The following is a 19,069-nucleotide window of genomic DNA, read 5'->3' on the forward strand; positions in this document are numbered from 1 at the left end:
AAAATGGAGGTTTTTTTGAAAATGATGACGATCCCACAACCCAAAACGTATGGTCCGCTTGGCAATCTTCCTCTCATTGACAAGGAAAAACCGATACAATCGATGGTTAAATTGGCGGATGAATACGGACCTATTTTCCGCTTGGATCTTCCTGGGAGAAGCAGCATATTTATTTCAGGACATGAGCTTGTTGCCGAAGCTTGCGATGAATCCCTTTTCGATAAAAACGTTTCCGCCGCGCTGCGTAAAGTTCGTGCGTTTGCTGGAGATGGCCTGTTCACGGCAGAAACTAATGAACCCAACTGGCAAAAGGCGCACAATATATTACTGCCAAGCTTCAGCCAGAGCGCAATGCGGGGATACCACGACATGATGGTTGATATCGCCGTACAGCTTGTACACAAGTGGGCCCGCTTGAATTCGGATGAGAGTATAGATGTCTCTGAAGACATGACTCGTTTAACACTGGATACGATTGGCCTATGCGGTTTCAATTACCGTTTTAATAGTTTTTATCGTGAACAGCCGCATCCTTTTATTACTAGTATGGTTCAGGCGCTGGGTGAGGCCATGAGTCAGCTCCAACGCTTGAATATTCAAGATAAGCTGATGATAGGAACGAAGCAGCAATTCAGGCACAATATTCAAACGATGTATTCATTAGTGGATAAACTTATTGCAGAAAGAAAGGCCTCGGGCGATAAGGGCGGAGAAGACCTGCTCGCGCATATGTTAAACGGCAAAGACCCTGTTACAGGCGAGGGGCTGGACGATGAGAACATCCGATATCAAATTATTACGTTCCTGATTGCCGGACATGAAACAACGAGTGGACTGTTGTCCTTCGCTTTGTACTACCTTATAAAAAATCCGAGCATACTAGCCAAGGCTTATGAAGAGGTGGATCGAGTCCTTACGGATCCTGTGCCAAGTTACAAGCAAGTACGGGAGCTGAAGTATATTCGAATGATCTTGAATGAAGCTCTGAGACTTTGGCCAACGGCTCCAGCTTTCTCGTTATATGCAGAGGAGGACACGATCCTGGCTGGGAAATACCCCCTAAAAAAAGGGGAAACCGTAATTGTGCTTATTCCCAAGCTTCATCGGGATACGAATGTATGGGGAGAAGATGTTGAGGAATTCCGGCCGGAAAGATTTGAGGATGCAAAGCAAGTTCCTTACCATGCTTACAAGCCTTTCGGAAATGGCCAACGGGCATGCATCGGACAGCAATTTGCGATGCAAGAAGCAATCTTGGTGCTCGGAATGGTACTGAAGCAATTCGATTTGGTCGACCATACGAATTATCAGTTGCGGGTAAAAGAAACGCTAACATTAAAACCGGAAGGCTTCACGATGCAGGTACGGCCTCGTATGAGGCAAAACAGTATTGTATTTAATATTGCAGAAAAAGCGGAGAATGGCGCTAAGCCAGCTGAAAAGGTTAATTTGCCAACCGTTGAGACGCATGATACTCCACTTCTGGTGCTATATGGATCCAATATGGGCACGGCCGAAGGGATAGCGCGTGAACTTGCGGAAACGGCACGGTGTCAAGGGTTTCATAGCGAGGTGATGCCGCTTAACGACGGAGTAGGCAGGCTGCCTAAGAAAGGGATAGTTCTCATTGTCTCGGCTTCCTATAATGGCAAACCGCCGAGAAATGCCCGTGGATTTATAGAATGGCTTGAGAACTTAGAACAAGGGGCTTTGGAAGGAGTCCGTTATTCGGTATTCGGCTGTGGCGACCATAACTGGGCCGATACGTATCAGCATATTCCACGGTACATTGATAAGCAGTTAGAAGCTAAAGGAGCATTACGCGTTGCAATCCGCGGAGAAGGGGATGCAAGCGGCGATTTTGAGAATCAGATGGATGTTTGGAACGAGACCCTTTGGAATGAATTGCGGAGTGCATTGAATCTCACTAGCAACACGCAAGAACGCAGCAGGCTAACGTTGCAGTTTGTTAACGGATTGGTAACAACTCCAATTGCGGCAAGCTATGAGGCATTCCCTGGTGTCGTAAAGGAGAATAGGGAACTTCAATGTGAAGGCAGCAGCCGAAGCACCCGGCATATTGAAATCATGCTTCCGGAAGGCAAAACCTATCGGGAAGGCGATCATCTAGGAATTATTCCGGTGAATAATCCTGTCGTTGTGGAGCGCGTTCTACGCCGTTACGGACTTCAGGGAAATGAGCATGTCGTTATACAAACTAGCGGGCGCAGCACTTCTCACTTGCCGGTAGATAGACCTGTTAACGTGCATGATCTATTGAGCCATTGTGTAGAATTGCAGGAAGCCGCTACGCGGGCGCAGCTCCGCGAGCTTGCCGCATTCACTGTATGTCCGCCACATCAGAAGGAATTGGAATTGCTTCTACAGGAGGTGGCTTACAAGGAAAATGTACTGGACAAACGCTTGACGATGTTGGATCTGCTAGAACGCTATTTGGCTTGCGAGCTTCCGTTCGAACGCTTTATCGAGCTGCTGCCACCGCTAAAACCGCGTTATTATTCCATTTCTAGCGCATATCCATTGCAGGGGAACAGGGTGAGCATTACGGTTGGCGTCGTACGCGGGGCGGCGAAGAGTGGAAACGGCGAGTATCGCGGCGTTGCCTCCAATTACCTGGCTAGCCGACAAGCCGGAGATTCCGTAATAGTGTTTTTAAGCACCCCCGATTCCGGATTTCAATTGCCTGACGATCCAAGGATCCCAATCATCATGGTCGGACCAGGCACGGGCTTTGCTCCATTCCGAGGTTTTCTCCAGGCACGGCAAGTTCTAAAGAATTCAGGCCAAGCATTGGGTGCAGCACATCTGTATTTCGGCTGCCGCAATGAATTGGACCATATATACCGGGAGGAAATAGAGCAATTTGAGAAGCAGGGGATTGTAACTGTACACACGGCATTTTCACGTAAAGAGGAGAACCCTAAAATCTATGTCCAGCATTTGATGCGAGAGAATTCAGCAGAGATCATTCGTATTTTGGAGCAGGGCAAATTGTATATTTGCGGAGACGGAAGCAGAATGGCCCCGGATGTGGAGGCAAGCTTGCAGGAAGCATATCAAGATATTCATTCAGCAAGTCGAGAAGAAGCCCGGCAATGGCTGGAGACCCTTCAGAGAGAAGGGCGCTATGCCAAAGACGTATGGACTAATAATTAACCTAATGGTGTTTTTCATTTGTACCGTTTCAGTCAGCGTGGTTTGTCACGCATGAGCAGGTGGGGAACCACTCGAACGTAAATTAGTTCGCCGATCAGCTCTATAATCGTCTGCGTTACGATAACTACAGTTACGCCTTCTCTTAGGCCTTCAGGAAGCGCAAGCGCAAACGGGAGGACGACAAGAGAGTTGCGGGTTCCAGCACTAAATATAAGCGCCCGGCCTGCACCGACATCTAATCGGAAAATTCCCGCCAAGATACGGGCAATTACCGGAACAAGGATCATATAGGCCACATATATGGGGATCGCATGGCGCACATAATCCGGTGAGATATACAGCTTAGAGATTTGCGAGGCTACAATAACGAATAATGTTATTGCCATGAATGGAACAGGAAGCCATCCTGAAGCATTAAGAACGCGCGCTCCTACCGCCTTATGATTGGACCACCATTGGGTAAGCAAAGCAAATATTAAAGGAATAGCGATTAAGCCAATGAATGCCTCTAGAAATGGACCGACACTCACAATCCCGGATGCTTGTCCCCCCATAAATAACCATAAGTAAAGTGGCAGGAGAAGCATCTGGGTAACAAAGAGCAGCGGTGTTGAGATTAAAATGAGTTGTGCATTTCCACGGCCAAGATGTGTAAACACGATGACATAATCGATACAAGGCGTTAACAGCACCAGCAATACCCCTAATAGCAAGGCAGGATCGGTAGGCAAGAAACGAGAAAGTCCCCATACAATGACCGGGACTGCGATAAAGTTCATAATCAGCAAAGCATAAAAAAACCGCCGATCCTGCAGAGCTTCCTTTAGTCGGAAGAAGGGGATTTGCGTAAACATCCCGTACATTAGAACGGCAAGTACGAATGAAAGCGAAGACTCCAAATTCGAACTGAATTCCGGCCGCCATAGGCCAATTCCAGCGGCAGCAATCAGGGTGACCATATAAACCCATACTTGATTCATTTCAATTTTTTCTCGTGATACCATGATTTCTACCAATCTCCCATACAAAAAATTTTCAAGTCATATAATAGCATATTTGTTGTTAATGAATCCTGTTGGAGGACATTAATTTGTCCTCTGCTCCAATAATTGACATATATAACGGATAAAGTTACAATATTGACATAAATATTGGATTTAAAACAATTATTAGTAAGGGAGTGTATCAAATGAAGAAGACAACAATATCCCTAGCTCTAGCAATTACAATGATTCTATCCGTACCGGCAGTAGTGCTGTATCCGTCATCCACGGTCATGGCTGCAGATGCCTCAGGGACGACGGCGAGTATTTCCGATATCCTGAAGAACCAGCAGCAGGACGGCGGATGGAAGAAGGATTACGCTGTAACCAGCGGGGAATGGGCGAAGTCAACAATCGATAATAAAGCTACATATTCGGAGATTCGCAGACTGGCGAGTGAATACAAGAAGACGAAGGACAGCAAATATTCGACCGCAGCCGTCAAGGGCATCAATTTTCTGATCAACATGCAGTATTCCAACGGTGGCTGGCCGCAAGTGTATCAGAGTTCCGGTTATCATAAACATATTACCTATAACGATGATGCGATGATCAATGTCATGATTTTGCTAGATGAGGTTGCTAATAGGAAAGGCGATTTCTCTTTCGTGGATAGCAGCTTAGCGAGCAAGAGCAAGCAGGCCGTTGATAAAGGCATTGAATGCATACTTAATACCCAAGTCGTTGCGAACGGCAAACTGACCGCCTGGGGACAGCAGCATGACTCATCGACCTTGAAGCCAGCAGGAGCGCGTGCCTATGAGGTTCCTTCTTTAAGCGCATCAGAAAGCACGACGATCGTAAAATTCCTTAAGACCAGAACGGCAAATTCAAAAATCACAGCTTCTATTAAAGCGGCGGAAAACTGGTTTAGGGCCGTCCAAATTACCGGGGTCAAGGTCGTCAAAACAAGCGATGATGTTGTGGTCGTGAAAGATTCCAGCGTTACAACGCCGATCTGGGCCCGTTTTTATGAAATCGGCACGAACAAACCTATATTTGTAGGCCGAGACGGTGTAGTGAAGTACAATCTTAGCGAGATTGAGAAAGAAAGAAGAACCGGTTATGCTTGGTACGGCAGCTGGCCTGCCAATGTATTGAAATAATTCGCGCTGTATCAATAATAAAATAACATCGATTTATAAAGGCGTTACAGTGCTATCTGTAACGCTTTGTTTTTTTCAAGCATCTTCGCTTGACCTGGAGTTAACTCCAGATGCCATAATATTGGATATACACGATAACCTAATATATTTGGAAAGCGAGGCAGGATCTAATGGAATATGTGAAGCTTGGAAATACGGGGTTGGATGTGTCCCGTCTGTGCCTTGGATGCATGGGTTTCGGTGTAGCAGAACGCTGGATTCACCCATGGGTGCTTGATGAAGAGCGCAGCCGTCCGATTATTAAAAAAGCACTCGAACTGGGCATTAACTTTTTTGATACGGCGAATGTATACTCCGACGGGACAAGCGAGGAAATTGTGGGACGAGCCATAAAGGACTACGCCAACCGGGATGAAATTGTCCTCGCGACGAAGGTTTATTTCCAAATGCATGAAGGACCTAACGGCGCTGGGCTTTCCCGCAAATCCATCATGAGCGAAATTGACAAGAGCTTGAAGCGGCTCGGGACGGATTATGTAGATCTATATCAAATTCACCGCTGGGATTACAATACGCCGATTGAAGAAACGATGGAAGCGCTGCATGATGTCGTGAAAGCTGGAAAGGCGAGGTATATTGGCGCTTCCGCGATGCATGCCTGGCAGTTTCTAAAGGCGAACTATATCGCCGAAAGAAATGGCTGGACCCGGTTTGTATCCATGCAAAATCATTACAACCTTTTATACCGGGAAGAGGAGAGGGAAATGATGCCGCTTTGTAAGGAAGAAAAAATCGGCGTGATTCCATATAGTCCCCTTGCTTCAGGCAGACTAACACGGGATTGGTCGGAGACGACCCATCGCTCTGAAACGGACCAGGTTCAGAAATCTAAATACGATGCGACTGCAGATGCTGACCGGCATATCGTTGAGCGTCTTGCAGCTATCGCAGAGGAACGGGGCGTTCCACGCGTCCAAATTGCGCTTGCCTGGCTCCTGCAGAAAGAGCCGGTTACGGCGCCAATTATCGGCGCTACAAAGATATCCCATCTCGAGGATGCAGCAGCGGCTTTGGCTATTAAGCTGATGCCTGAGGAAATAGCCTCGCTTGAAGAACCGTATATTCCTCATCCCATCGTCGGATATAAGTAAAATGAAAAAAAGCACCCTCGATTACCTTGAATGTGATTAAGTAATCGGGGGTGCTTTTTGTTTAGCAATGCTGAACCATTTGAGCGGCAAGTCATAAACTAATTGTAGTAAAAGAAGCGGAGGTGGATAGGCTTGGCCACGATAAGCCTTTGCATGATCGTAAAGAATGAGGAAGGAACCATAGCGAGATGCCTCGCATCCGTTCAAAACATCGTAGACGAAATGATTATTGTAGATACGGGGTCTTCAGATAAGACCATCGAAATTGTCAGCGAATTCACGCCCAATGTATATCACTTCCAATGGATTGATGACTTTGCTGCAGCAAGGAATTTTTCCTTCAGCAAAGCGGCCATGGATTATATTTTATGGTTGGATGCCGACGACGTTCTGTCCGAGGAAAATGGCTTAAAGCTTCTCCTTCTAAAGAACGCGCTTGATGCATCGGTTGATTCGGTCATGATGAAGTATATTCTGGCTCGGGATGAGTACGGCAAGCCGAATATTAGCGTTAAAAGGAATAGGCTTGTTCGTAGAGAAAGAGATTTCAAATGGAAAGGATTTGTTCATGAATATCTGGAAGTCGGTGGCAATATTATTGATTCCGATATTGAGATCGAGCATCATAGCATAAAGGAAAGCACGTCCGACCGTAATCTTAAAATATACGAAAAACACTATGGAGAAGGAGAACGCTTCTCGCCACGTGATTTGTATTATTATGCAAATGAGCTGTACGATCATGGCTTCTACAAAAGGGCGCGAAGGTTTTATCTCCGATTTCTAAGAACTGGCCAAGGCTGGGTGGAGGACAATATCAATGCTTGCGGAAAGCTGTCCGATTGCTGCCACTTCTTGGGGGAGCATGACAAATCTTTAGATTGGGCGTTTAGGTCATTCCATTATGATGCTCCCAGGGCAGATCATTGTTGCCGAATCGGATATTATTTTATGCAAAAGAAGCAATGGGATCGGTCTATTTATTGGTATAAAACGGCGTCAAGGCTCGATCTGCCCAAAGAGATGCAAGGATTCATTAACTACGCATGCTGGACATGGCTGCCACATCTGCAGCTTTGCGTATGTTACTCCAATATCGGAGAATATGAATTAGCGTACGAACATAACGAATTAGCGAGAAAATATCGTCCCACTGATCCGCAGATTATGCATAACAAGAAATACTTGGAGACGGTCAGGCCTTCTTTGGAACAAGGCGTTACAGTTGCTGAAGTAACGCCTTGATCTGGATAGTGGTTAAATATTAATATCCGCAGCAGTAATTGCTCCATGATTAATGGTAATCGTTTGGCCGCCTGACAAGGCGTTGCCTGTCGCTTGCAAAGTGTACGTATGCGTACCTGTAGGCGGAGTTTCATCGCATGTGGTAAAAGCAGTCGTAATCGGGCTATTGGCGGATACAGGTGTATCGCTTGCCGTATCAATAACCGTTGTTCCATCGCGAAGAATCGTAAAAGTAATCGTCGGGTTAGCTGAACTTGGTGTCCAAGTCGAAGATGCCACTAACCAAACTGTGTTGGTTGGTGCAGCTACAGTGACTGTGACGGTTCCCAGCGTTGCCGTCGGCGCGTCTGAGGTTAGGGTAATGCCGCTAAATCGTGTACAATCAAATGATGCAAAGATTCCAGCTGGCCCCGTAGCGCCTGTTCCACCAGTGGCTCCTGTAGCTCCCGTAGCTCCTGTGGCCCCAGTGGCACCCGTAGCGCCAGCCGGCCCTGCTGGCCCTGTAGCTCCGGGCGGTCCTCCCGCCGGTCCTGTCGCACCCGTAGCTCCAACCGGTCCGGCGGGACCTGTTGCTCCCGGGATACCTTGAGCACCAGCGGGGCCCGCAGGCCCAATTGGTCCTGGAATGCCCTGAGGTCCAATCAATCCTGGAGGGCCTGTTACCCCCGCAGCTCCAGTGGCGCCCTGAATTCCAGGGGATCCGGCCGGCCCGGCGGGACCTGTAGCACCCGTAGGTCCAGCGGGTCCTGCTGGGGCATTGACGACAATTTTAGGTGGCGGACAAACAAATTTTTTCTTCACCACAAATCGCTTTTTTCCTCTTCTTATCCGGCATATCGACTTTCTTGTTTTTCTCACTCTACAGTGGTTGATACTCAATGGGTTTACACCTCCTGGTTTGCTATATCGTATGGCAAACATGGAGATGCGGAATGGACGATTGTATCGTAGACTGAAGCGGATTTACTCCAACCTAGTCCATTTTAAAAGTAACAGGGAGTGTAGTTAGCCCTTGTGAACTTAAAGTAAAGTTCCACACTACATTTTCCCGAGGGATGTTCAGCCGCAGGTCAGGCATTCGTGTCAATAAAGATGTAAACGCAATTTCACCTTCCATACGGGCCAACGGGGCCCCTAAACACATATGGATGCCATGTCCAAAAGCAAGATGACGGTTGAGTGCGCGCGTTATATCCAGTTCTTCGGGTTCTGTAAATTGTATTTCATCCCGGTTTGCCGACTTCAATACGATAATTACGGGATCGCCCCTCTTAATTTGTTGTCCGGCGAGTTCAATATCTTCCGTGGCAAAACGTGGTCCTGCAATAGTGGCGGGCCCATTGAAGCGCAGCAGTTCTTCGACGGCCGATGGAACTAGACTTAGATCCGCTTTAAGCTTCTCCAACTGTTCGGGATGATCCAGCAGCATGAGGCTGCCGGTAGCGATCAAATTCGAGGTGGTTTCATGGCCCGCAAAAATGAGCAGCGTAATCATGGAGACAAGCTCTGCTTCGTCTAGCTGGTCTTCCCCTTCATCGATCGCGATCAATTGGCTGATCAGGTCATCGCCAGGCTGTTCGCGTTTCTTGCCAACAAGCCGTGCGGTGTATTCGCCGAAAGCCCGCATATGTTCATCGACCCCGGGTTCACGCCGTCCTAGTCCGAGACCGTGCGCGAGCGCTGCCGACCAGACTTGAATTTGTTCCCGGTCCTCCTGAGGTACGCCGAGCATTTCGGAAATCACGTTAATCGGCAGGGGATAAGCATAGTCCTTCACGAGATCCATCTCGCCTTGGGCTAGTACCTGGTCAAGCAGCTCGTCGGCAATTTCCTGCACGCGCGGGCGCAGGCTTTCTATAAATCGAGGCGTAAAGGCCTTCGATACCAGTCTCCGTAACCGGCGATGATCAGGTTCATCGACACTCAGCATGGATTTGCCGGTAAAGAAGGTAGGAGGCGAGTCGGGATCGGCATTGCTGGATAATGAGAGCTTCGAATGGCTGCCTCCAGCAATGGAGGTGCTGTCCACAGTAAAGTGATGATGATCCTTCAGTACAAGCATGGCTTCCTCCATACGCGTGACCATCCATGCCGGACGATCCGAGCCGCCCATGGGGAACGGGATCGGAATAACGGGTCCCATTCCTCGAAGCTGGGCAAATAGCGGGAACGGATTATCTCCGCTTTCTCCGCTAAATAAGCTGAATACTGCTTTTTCTGGCGCGATTCCACTAGAATTGTTCATGACGACCATCCTTTCATATAACATTATCCTTTTATGCAATTTAATGCTAAATATAATCATAGTTTCATAGTTCAAGCGAAGTCAAATTTGTTAAAAATGACCGACAACCTGTTGATGTCTTACTAGTCAAAACGCTGAAAACAGAAAATTAAAGTCTATATCATGCTATGCGAGTGACTTGAAAATCAAGGTTAATCTCCTATTCGTGAACTACAATGAACATCGAGATTTAAAAATTTCGGTATGAATAGGAGTGCAGCCTTGATGCAGTATGCCAATCCCGTAATCCCCGGATTTTATCCTGACCCCAGCATTTGCCGGGTGGGCGACGACTACTATTTGGTGACAAGCTCGTTTGAATATTTTCCCGGAGTCCCTATTTTTCACAGCAGAGATCTTGTAAATTGGCAGCAAATCGGACATTGCCTTACGTCAAAGCGCCAACTGCCTCTTGCTAATGCATGGAGCTCGGGCGGAATCTTCGCACCGACAATCCGCTATCATGACGGTTGGTTCTATATGACGACGAGTAACGTCAGCAGTATCGGAAATTTCTATGTAAAAACTACAGAGCCCTCCGGGCCGTGGTCTGACCCAATACCGGTGGCGCAGAACGGCATAGACCCGTCGCTGCTATTTGATGCTGACGGCCGTGTATTCTTTCAATCGACCCGTACAGGCGATCAGGGGGACGGTATTTATCAATGCGAGATTGATATTGAAACGGGGAGCATGCTGTCAGAGAGCCGGCTGATCTGGAAGGGGACAGGGGGAGCGCATCCGGAAGCTCCGCATGTGTACAAAATGAATGGCTATTATTATTTAATGATCGCCGAAGGCGGAACCGAATACGGCCATATGGTGACGATCGCCAGAAGCACCGATCCGTACGGTCCTTATGAAGGATGTCCGAATAATCCTATTCTTTCGAACAGGAGCATGAAGAGCAGCATACACGCGACGGGGCATGCGGATCTAATTCAGATTCAGGACGGCAGCTGGTGGAGTGTTTGCTTAGGCATCAGACCCGTCTCTTATCCGATGAGACATCATCTTGGAAGAGAGGTTTTCCTCGCCCCAGTGAGCTGGACGGATGACGGTTGGCCAGTCATTGGCAATGGCGGCCGGATCGAGCCCGTCATGGACGCGCCGCTGCTGCCTGAAGTCCGGTGGCCGGATCGACCCGTCCGGGATGAGTTCAACGATGCACAATTAGGTTTGGACTGGACGTTTCTGCGGAATCCGGAGCCGGAAAGCTGGTCATTGCTGGAACGTCCGGGGTATTTGACGCTGCGTGGAAATCAGACGTCATTGGATGATGCCGGTTCTCCAGCCTTTGTCGGCCGCCGGCTATGCCATTTCTCCTGCCATGCTTCCGCGGCGATGGAATTTGAACCGATGCATGAGGGGGAAGAAGCGGGCTTAACCGTTTATATGAATGAGAAGCATCATTATGATCTTGCCGTAAGATCCATGGAAGGACGGAAAATGGTTGTTTTCCGCCGGACCGTTGGATCGCTAAGGGTAGAGGAGATTCGCAATTGCCCAGCAGGGCCGGTGGTGCTCAACATAGAAGCCCGCCCCGATAAATTCGAGTTTTCGATTCGGCCTCATCAGTTCGATATCATTGAAATGGGATGGGGGGAGGCTCATCTGCTGTCTACTGAAGTAGCAGGCGGCTTTACGGGGGTATATATTGCAATGTATGCCGCCTGTAAAACGAAGCCGGCTACGCCAGCGTTTTTCGATTGGTTCGATTATGAACCGCTCGATTAACGATTTTGCCGGTAGGATTTCGGCGAGACGCCATATGTTTTTTTGAACAATCGCGCGAGATAATTGCTATCATTAAACCCGCATTCGTATGATATTTCCGTAATCGGAAGAGTTGTCTGTTTTAATAGGGAGCACGCCCGTTCTAACCGGAGCCGCTGCAGATAAGCAATCGGCGTCGTTTGGTAATAGTCCCTAAATATCCGGTTCAGGTGCCTCACGGAAATATTCGATCTCGCTGCAATTTCTTCCAGGGTCATCGCCTCGAGATAGTGATCTTCTATATAGGAGATCGCATTCGCTAGATGCATTAGGCTGCTGTCCAAGGCTGTTTCCTGATTGTCATACTGTCTGGACAAGTAGACAATGAGCTCCATAAAGCGGGAAGCGAGCATCGTCTGGTAGCCCTGAAGCTTCATGCTGTACTCCTCGATCATGACGGAAATGAGCGAGGAGACGTGTTCAAGACTGGATATGGACATGTTCAGTTTGCTTTTGTAGGCGTGGATATGGCGATAGAACGGTTCCAAAATGAAAAGCGCCTGAAAGCCGTTGGAAGTCTTTAGATCAGGACCGGCAGACCGCAGCATCTCCGGTTTAAACATAATGTTGCAAATTTTAAAATCAACGGGGTCTTTAAAGCCATGCGTAGTACCGCCGTTTATGACAAAAACATTGCCTTTCTTGATAAATGACGCTTCGTCATTGACAATATGGGTCGCATTCCCGTTCAGCACGATAACAAGCTCGGAGAAGTCCATATGCTGATGAAGGGACGTGTCTGCTTCATGTCCGCCGTATTGAATAAAAAAGGGGAACTGCGCATCCGTCGTAAACCAGTTTAAATACACATTGCTCAAAAAATACCCCACCCGACCAAGAATCATTAATGTCTATATCATGCTATTGCATGACTTGAAAATCAAGGTTTTAGCTTTAATCCGTAAACTAAAATGATGAGTAAGCAAATAAATTCCTTATAACATGAAGGGGGAAATGATGAAGATGAGAGGGAGAATAGCAAATAAACTTGCAGCTCTGATTGTTAGCGGTATGCTGCTCATATCTGCTGGATGCAGCAGCTCAGGAGGCAGCACCGCCAATTCTGAGGCTGGCAAGGATGAGGCGAGTCCGATTACGTTTACCTTTTTCGGCGCTGACGCAAGCCCGAACTGGAATAACATGCAGGATGATGTAGGGAAAGCAATCACGGCCAAAACAGGCGTTACCCTTGAGGCGGAATACGATGTCGGCAGCGGCGGCGGACAAAGCAAAATCGCTTTGATGGCAGCCAGCGGGCAATATCCGGATCTGATTTATGCAAAAGGGGAGCTCGGAGCTCTTATAGACGCCGGAGCTATTCTTGATTTAACCGATCTCATCGACCAACATGCTCCTAATATTAAGAAGGTCATGAGTGATAACATGAACCGCATGAAATATAGCAATGACGATCCGGCGATCTATGCCATTCCTACCAATGTCGGGGTCGGTGAGCAGATTTTTGACGCCAACAGCGGTTTCCAGGTTCAGTTGCGCGTGCTGAAAGAGCTTGGCTATCCGGAAATCAAAACGGTCCAGGATTTTGAAAGCGTGCTCAAAGAATACACAGCCAAGCATCCGACGACCGATGGACAACCTACCATTCCGCTCACGCTGAATGCCGACGATTGGAAGATCATGATTACGGTAACGAATCAAGCGGCTTTCACAACCGGCATTCCCGGCGACGGTGAATATTTTGTAGATCCGAATACCTATGAAGCTATGCTTCACTATAAACGACCGGAAGAGAAGGAATATTTCCGCTGGCTGAACCACATGTATAATGAAGGGTTGCTGGACAAGGATTCCTTCGTACAAAAAGAAGACCAGTACAAAGCGAAAATCGCCAGCGGCCGCGTGCTGGGCCTAACTTCTGTGAAATGGGAATACCAGGACGCCGAGAATGCTCTAAAAACCGCGGGCAAAGAGGAGTATACTTACGGACATTTTCCCGTGACGATGGGCGAGCAGTACAAGGATCACACCATGCAGTCCATCGGAGTCGATGGCTACGGCATAAGTATCACGACGGCATGTAAAGACCCGCTACGCGCGATCAAATTTATCGACTGGCTGTCTTCGGACGAGGGCCAAGTGCTGAGAAACTGGGGAATTGAAGGCAAGCATTACAACATGGAGGATGGCAAACGCGTTATTCCTGCAAATGTTCTTAACCAAAAAGTAAATGATGCCACCAATTTCACCAAGCAAAGCGGCATTAATCTGTATCCCATCTTCGGGGTCCGCTATGGTGACGGCGTAAAAGATTCTACGGGCAATTACTACACGGCCAACTTCCCTGAACAGATCATCGCCAGCTACTCGGATGCCGAGAAGGAAACATTGGCCGCGTATAACGCCACCACCTGGAAAGATCTTTTTCCTAGCGAAGATGAGTTTCCCGTTAAAGAGTGGGGCGCCTTGTACAATATGCAGGTACCGACAGACGGGGATTACCAAATCATTTATAAAAAAACGCAGGATATCGTTCGCAAACGGATTCCTGAAGCCGTATTAGCCAAATCGGGCGACTTCGATAAAATCTATGATGCTTTTATCGCCGAATTAAACCAGGTCGGCGCCGAGAAGATGGAGCAAGAATACACAGAGCTTGTTAAAGCGAGAGTCACGCTTTTCACGGGCAAAGATGTTCAATAACTTCATAGTGTGGTTTGGGGGCTGGCATTTGTGAATTTGTGAATTGATGAAACTGATAAAACTGATGATAATGGCTGAACTCGTAGGACTGTTCACCCACTAACGGACAGGAGTTCCGTTATTTGTTGAAATAGGCCCTCTTTGGAATGTCTTCGGACCCTGGTTCCGTTATTCGACCAAATTGACTCAATAATCAGGTTTTTGAGATCAATAACGGAACGTAGGTCCGTTAGCTCTCAAAATTCCTCGTTATTTCACAAATAGCGTCGCCTGTGTCCGATAGGATAGCAAATATCCCGTTGCCCACCTGCCACACAGCTGGCCACACTACTGGCCACACAGCCGACAATCAACTACCTCACACCAGTAATGTCAGGTGTATAAAGAAGTTGGACGGAAAATGTAATGTTTTCCGTCCAGCTTTTATTTTAGGGATTTATTGGACAGCCCCTTCTTAATATCGTTCCAGCACCAGATTTGTCTTGAGTGAGTCGGCTGGCACGAGCCAGCCCTTGGCTTCCAGCAGCTGCAAAAGTTGATCGCGGCCCGATGCTGCTGTCTGATACTGATTGGTCTTGAATGAAATCTCTACAATATTCTCCGTACCTGTGCCATCCGCGCTGACAATGGGCCATAATTCAATCGCCGTCTCCAGGCCTTCGAAAGTCCCGCTGTATTTGCTAACTAGAACAGGGCCGTGCGCGTAGGCTTGCTTCAATGCGGTTGTTCCCCAGCCGGGAGCATTGGTCTTATCAAGCTTGCCGGGAATGCTGCTTACCAGCATTTCCAGCGCATCCTTGCTGCTGGGCAAAGTCAGCCCTGTAGATGCCGTTACGTCCTTCGTGTTCGAGAAGCTGAGCGTTTGCTTGCTGTACCCCCAGTCGATTTCCGCCTCATAATTCGTATCTGACGCGCTGAAGCCTTCACGGTTGGCTTGATCCAAAGCGGCGGTGATATTCCCGTTCGTCACGGTGTACCGCTTTTTGTAGGTCATTTCGTACTTCTTTTTATCTTCTTTTTTGCGGAAGCGTACATTCCAGCCCGAATCGTTCAACGATAGGGATGCTGTATCGAAGTATTCCACCAGCAATCGTGCAGCTGGCTCCTCCATATGAAAAGCATTCTTCACTTGATCCCGTAACGTAAGATCATCTTTCAATACAAGATCGGAATTCAGCAGAAATTTAACTTCGTACGTTGGAACGGCGTTGGCTGCGGCTTCCACCTTGACAGGGGCCTGCCAGCTTGCAGACAGCATGACCGCGCTTAATGCGGCGATAATAATTGTTTTGACCGTTTTCGTTTTTAACTTCATCATTTCAGCTCCTTTAATATGGAAATATGTGGTTCGTTATCTACTGTAAGGGTACTTTGTCAAACCCAAATCAACAGAATGAAGCGCTCCGGTTAAAAAAAGCACGATTAATTCTTGGCAGGCCAAGAGAGATTATTGAAAGGATTGCCGCCATTGATCCAGGAGCTCAATGAACCCGCTGCTTGTTGCCGACATATAGCGATCCTGATTAGTTATCGCGTATATCTGGCGTTCGGCAGGAAGGCCGGGAATCGGCCACATCTGCAGCAGTCCCCGATTCACCTCAGACTGAACAGCCATCCGTGAGATGAAGGAGATATGTTCGCCCAGCATAACCGCCTGCTTGATGGTCTCCAGTGAGTCGAGCTCAAGTCTGGAGAAGGGGCTAATGCCCCGCTGCTCCAGCCACTGATCTGTAATCCGCCGCGTACTGGATGCTTTGCCGTGCAGCACGAAGGATGAGGCAGCAATCAGTTCCGGCGTCCATTCGGCAGCTTCCGCAAACGGATGAGCAGGGGAGCAGACCAGAACAAGCTCGTCCTTGCAGAGCGCTTGAGCATTCAGCGTGGCATGGCGAAAAGGGCCGGTTGAAATAAGACCGACATCGATCTCATGGGAATGCAGCATTTGCGTGACGGCTGGCGCGGTTTTGACGGATAGCGAGATGCTTATGCCCGGATAAGATTTGGTAAAAGAATCGAGTATTGCCGGCAATATGTAGGTCGCAGGCACATAGCTGGCTCCGATGGACAGCGTTCCCTGCCGCAGTGTATCAAAATCGTTGACGACTCTTTGGGCTTCCGCCGCAAGGGCGTTGATTTTGGTCGCGTAATGAAGCAGGGCATGGCCGGCATCTGTCAGGATAATACGTCCCATGCGGGCATCAAACAATTTGACGCCAAAGTCGCGTTCCAGATTTTTCATATGAAAGGTAACCGTGGGCTGTTTGAGTCCGAGCAGGTCGGCCACCGTGGTAATTTTATGGTGCTTCTCCAGCAGTTCGACAATCTGCAGCTTCAATAAGTTAAGATTCATCATCTGAAGTTCCCTCCTTGTATCTCTATGAGCTTATTCTCTATATAGATTTAATCTATGAATGTAAATGCTGTTCATCGAAATAATTAATTCTCGTTTTACATAACGGTAATACTGTCCTGCACTCGCCCAGGTAGACTGGTTATTGTAGGAACGTCAGAGCAATGAGACGTGCCAAAAGCTGAACTAGGAAGGGAATCATCAGAATGGATTTGAACATACGCGGCGTGAGCAAAAGCTTTGGCGGGAATATTGCGCTGCATCCAACGGACTTAGTCATCCGCCAGGGAAAGTTCACGACGCTGCTCGGACCTTCGGGCTGCGGAAAAACCACGTTGCTGCGGCTCATCGCCGGTCTTGAGCGGCCGGATACGGGAAGCATCAGCTTCGGCGAGGAGATCCTGTACAGCGGGGCGAGAGAAGTACCGCCTCATCGGCGCGGCTTCGGGATGGTGTTTCAGGATTTTGCGCTCTGGCCGCATATGACCGTCTTTGAAAATGTGGCTTTCGGATTAAGGGCAACCGGACGAAAAAACGGGATTCGTGACAGGGTAATGGAAGCACTAGATAAAGTTAGGCTGAACGGCATGGAGCAGCGGTATCCGCACCAGCTGTCTGGGGGGCAGCAGCAGCGGGTGGCCTTTGCGAGAGCGGTCGCCACACAGCCGAAGCTGGTTCTCTTCGATGAGCCGCTGAGTGCGCTCGATGCGGTGCTGCGGGATGAGATGCGTCTGGAAATGATGTATCTGGTGCGGGAAATGGGGTTAACCGCTCTGTATGTTACGCATGATCAGATCGAAGCGATGTCCATGTCGGATGAGGTAATTGTCATGCATAGCGGACAGGTGCTGCAGCAAGGGGCGCCGGAAGAAATCTACAATCAGCCGAACCATCCGTTCGTTGCCCGGTTCATCGGGAAGTCCAATTGGCTGGCAGACGGACAGTCCATGTTCAGACCGGAGCATATCCGGTTCAAGCCGGGAGGACAGGATGTTCAATCCTATAATGCCATGGTTGCGCAGGTCAGTTATGTTGGAGACAGGTATGAAGTGAGATTGAAGGCGGACGAGGCTGCCGAGTCATGGCTGGTCTATTATCCGGAGCGGCTGAAAGAAGGAACAGAGGTAACCGTTTATCTGCCGCAGTGCTGCATTCACCGATTGAACGGGAATTAATCATTCGATTCAAGAAAACGAACAAAAGGGGAAATGATGATGTTTAACTTGACACGCAATGCATGGAAAAAAGGAAGCGCACTTGTGCTGACTCTGACGCTAGGAGCTGCATTGGCCGGCTGTGGAAACGGCAATACCGCCCAAGATACAGCAGCTCCGGCAAGTGCAGAAAACAAGCCTGCGCAAGCAGTAGACAAGACGCTTACCGTATATACGGCAGGCCCGGAAGGCTTGGCGAACAAGCTGATCGAAGAGTTTCAAACCGAAACCGGCATCAAAGTAGAAATGTTTCAAGGCACAACCGGCAAAATTCTGGCCCGTTTGGAAGCTGAGAAGTCCAACCCGGTAGCCGATGTCGTTATTCTGGCCTCACTGCCATCCGCTCAAGGCCTTAAGAACGAAGGCTTGACGCTGCCATACCCGGAAGCTAAAAATGCGGACAAACTGAACAAGGATTGGTCCGACCCGGAAGGCAACTACTTTAGCACCAGTGCATCGGCGCTTGGCATCGCCTATAATACGAAGCTCATCACGACACCGCCGACATCCTGGAGTGATCTCGCTAAGCCGGAATACAAAGACCAGATCAATATTCCGGATCCGTCGCTGTCCGGCTCTGCACTTGATTTCATTACAGGCTATCTCAGCGACAAAGGCGAGAGCGGCTGGTCCTTGTTCGAGCAGTATAAGGCTAACGGCGTAGCCATGGCCGGCGCCAACCAGGAAGCGCTTGATCCTGTCATTACTGGTGCCAAGAGTATCGTTGCCAGTGCGGTCGATTATATGACCTACAAAGCCAAAGCCAAAGGCGAGCCGATCGATATCGTCTATCCACAGGAAGGTACCGTGATCAGCCCGCGTCCTGCCGCTATTTTGAAGTCCACCAAGCATGAAGAGAACGCAAAAGCATTTATCGATTATCTGCTCTCCGATGAGGCACAAAAGCTGGTCTCCGATGCGGCATTGCTGCCGGGCCGTACGGATATCAAAGCGGAGAACCGCGCCAACCTGGATGAAATCCCGTTGCTGAAGACGGACTGGGATTGGATGGGCGAGCAAGGATCGGATGTAACGGATAAATTCACAAAGCTATTTAAATAA

Annotated in this window: 14 protein-coding genes; 8 read left to right on the forward strand and 6 right to left on the reverse strand. The window is 48.6% G+C overall.

Annotated features, from left to right (window positions below):
• The first annotated feature begins 21 nt into the window (after positions 1–21).
• A complete protein-coding gene (locus tag ACYUJT_RS06405; protein ID WP_460319593.1) occupies positions 22–3,177 on the forward strand; it encodes a bifunctional cytochrome P450/NADPH--P450 reductase in 3,156 nt (1,051 codons plus the stop codon).
• 32 nt (positions 3,178–3,209) lie between these two features.
• On the opposite strand, the gene ACYUJT_RS06410 is transcribed toward ACYUJT_RS06405, so the two are convergent.
• Positions 3,210–4,181, reverse strand: coding sequence for an arsenic resistance protein (locus ACYUJT_RS06410; RefSeq protein ID WP_460319595.1), 972 nt, complete (start codon positions 4,179–4,181; stop codon positions 3,210–3,212).
• Positions 4,182–4,366: 185 nt separating this feature from the next.
• Between ACYUJT_RS06410 and pelA the strand changes: the two genes are divergently transcribed.
• The 3 genes from pelA to ACYUJT_RS06425 all read left to right on the forward strand — a co-directional run bounded on the left by pelA (position 4,367) and on the right by ACYUJT_RS06425 (position 7,722).
• Entirely contained in the window at positions 4,367–5,326 is a 960-nt protein-coding gene (gene pelA / locus ACYUJT_RS06415) for a pectate lyase (protein WP_460319597.1), read from the forward strand.
• A 170-nt stretch (positions 5,327–5,496) separates the two neighbouring features.
• Positions 5,497–6,477: an aldo/keto reductase gene (locus tag ACYUJT_RS06420; RefSeq protein ID WP_460319599.1), complete on the forward strand. Its 981-nt coding sequence runs from the start codon at positions 5,497–5,499 to the stop codon at positions 6,475–6,477.
• A 132-nt stretch (positions 6,478–6,609) separates the two neighbouring features.
• Positions 6,610–7,722 (forward strand): tetratricopeptide repeat-containing glycosyltransferase family 2 protein, encoded by a 1,113-nt coding sequence (locus ACYUJT_RS06425; protein ID WP_460319601.1) that lies wholly within the window; start codon positions 6,610–6,612, stop codon positions 7,720–7,722.
• Positions 7,723–7,734: 12 nt separating this feature from the next.
• Here ACYUJT_RS06425 and ACYUJT_RS06430 read toward each other — a convergent pair whose 3' ends face one another.
• On the reverse strand, positions 7,735–8,526 hold the full coding sequence (locus ACYUJT_RS06430; RefSeq protein ID WP_460319603.1) for a BclA C-terminal domain-containing protein: 792 nt from the start codon (positions 8,524–8,526) through the stop codon (positions 7,735–7,737).
• Between the two features lie 169 nt (positions 8,527–8,695).
• Entirely contained in the window at positions 8,696–9,967 is a 1,272-nt protein-coding gene (locus ACYUJT_RS06435) for a cytochrome P450 family protein (RefSeq protein WP_460319604.1), read from the reverse strand.
• Between the two features lie 264 nt (positions 9,968–10,231).
• Here ACYUJT_RS06435 and ACYUJT_RS06440 point away from each other — a divergent pair, with 264 nt between their 5' ends.
• Positions 10,232–11,743 (forward strand): glycoside hydrolase family 43 protein, encoded by a 1,512-nt coding sequence (locus ACYUJT_RS06440; RefSeq protein WP_460319605.1) that lies wholly within the window; start codon positions 10,232–10,234, stop codon positions 11,741–11,743.
• Here the strand turns inward: ACYUJT_RS06440 and ACYUJT_RS06445 are convergent.
• Positions 11,740–12,600: a helix-turn-helix domain-containing protein gene (locus ACYUJT_RS06445; protein WP_460319607.1), complete on the reverse strand. Its 861-nt coding sequence runs from the start codon at positions 12,598–12,600 to the stop codon at positions 11,740–11,742. The two genes, ACYUJT_RS06440 and ACYUJT_RS06445, sit on opposite strands and share 4 nt — an antisense overlap.
• Before the next feature lie 145 nt (positions 12,601–12,745).
• Between ACYUJT_RS06445 and ACYUJT_RS06450 the strand changes: the two genes are divergently transcribed.
• The gene (locus ACYUJT_RS06450; protein WP_460319609.1) at positions 12,746–14,443 is read left to right on the forward strand and encodes an ABC transporter substrate-binding protein; all 1,698 of its coding nucleotides are present in this window, start codon (positions 12,746–12,748) and stop codon (positions 14,441–14,443) included.
• 454 nt (positions 14,444–14,897) lie between these two features.
• Here the strand turns inward: ACYUJT_RS06450 and ACYUJT_RS06455 are convergent, their stop codons facing one another.
• Positions 14,898–15,758 carry a hypothetical protein gene (locus ACYUJT_RS06455; protein WP_460319611.1) on the reverse strand — a complete coding sequence of 287 codons (861 nt, stop codon included), beginning with the start codon at positions 15,756–15,758 and terminating at the stop codon, positions 14,898–14,900.
• 132 nt (positions 15,759–15,890) lie between these two features.
• Positions 15,891–16,793, reverse strand: a complete 903-nt coding sequence (locus tag ACYUJT_RS06460) for a LysR family transcriptional regulator (RefSeq protein ID WP_460319804.1) — start codon at positions 16,791–16,793, stop codon at positions 15,891–15,893.
• 200 nt (positions 16,794–16,993) lie between these two features.
• Here ACYUJT_RS06460 and ACYUJT_RS06465 point away from each other — a divergent pair, with 200 nt between their 5' ends.
• Positions 16,994–17,968, forward strand: coding sequence for an ABC transporter ATP-binding protein (locus ACYUJT_RS06465; RefSeq protein WP_460319805.1), 975 nt, complete (start codon positions 16,994–16,996; stop codon positions 17,966–17,968).
• A 39-nt stretch (positions 17,969–18,007) separates the two neighbouring features.
• Complete coding sequence (locus ACYUJT_RS06470) at positions 18,008–19,069, forward strand: ABC transporter substrate-binding protein (protein WP_460319613.1); 1,062 nt, start codon at positions 18,008–18,010, stop codon at positions 19,067–19,069.

This window comes from Paenibacillus sp. YSY-4.3, assembly GCF_054767475.1.

What these genes read in the sequence shown, in the direction of transcription:
- ACYUJT_RS06405 (WP_460319593.1), top strand. Translation starts at nt 22, where the DNA reads ATGATGACGATCCCACAACCCAAAACGTATGGTCCGCTTGGCAATCTT.
- ACYUJT_RS06410 (WP_460319595.1), bottom strand. Translation starts at nt 4,181, where the DNA reads ATGGTATCACGAGAAAAAATTGAAATGAATCAAGTATGGGTTTATATG.
- pelA (WP_460319597.1), top strand. Translation starts at nt 4,367, where the DNA reads ATGAAGAAGACAACAATATCCCTAGCTCTAGCAATTACAATGATTCTA.
- ACYUJT_RS06420 (WP_460319599.1), top strand. Translation starts at nt 5,497, where the DNA reads ATGGAATATGTGAAGCTTGGAAATACGGGGTTGGATGTGTCCCGTCTG.
- ACYUJT_RS06435 (WP_460319604.1), bottom strand. Translation starts at nt 9,967, where the DNA reads ATGAACAATTCTAGTGGAATCGCGCCAGAAAAAGCAGTATTCAGCTTA.
- ACYUJT_RS06440 (WP_460319605.1), top strand. Translation starts at nt 10,232, where the DNA reads ATGCAGTATGCCAATCCCGTAATCCCCGGATTTTATCCTGACCCCAGC.
- ACYUJT_RS06450 (WP_460319609.1), top strand. Translation starts at nt 12,746, where the DNA reads ATGAGAGGGAGAATAGCAAATAAACTTGCAGCTCTGATTGTTAGCGGT.
- ACYUJT_RS06455 (WP_460319611.1), bottom strand. Translation starts at nt 15,758, where the DNA reads ATGAAGTTAAAAACGAAAACGGTCAAAACAATTATTATCGCCGCATTA.
- ACYUJT_RS06460 (WP_460319804.1), bottom strand. Translation starts at nt 16,793, where the DNA reads ATGAATCTTAACTTATTGAAGCTGCAGATTGTCGAACTGCTGGAGAAG.
- ACYUJT_RS06470 (WP_460319613.1), top strand. Translation starts at nt 18,008, where the DNA reads ATGTTTAACTTGACACGCAATGCATGGAAAAAAGGAAGCGCACTTGTG.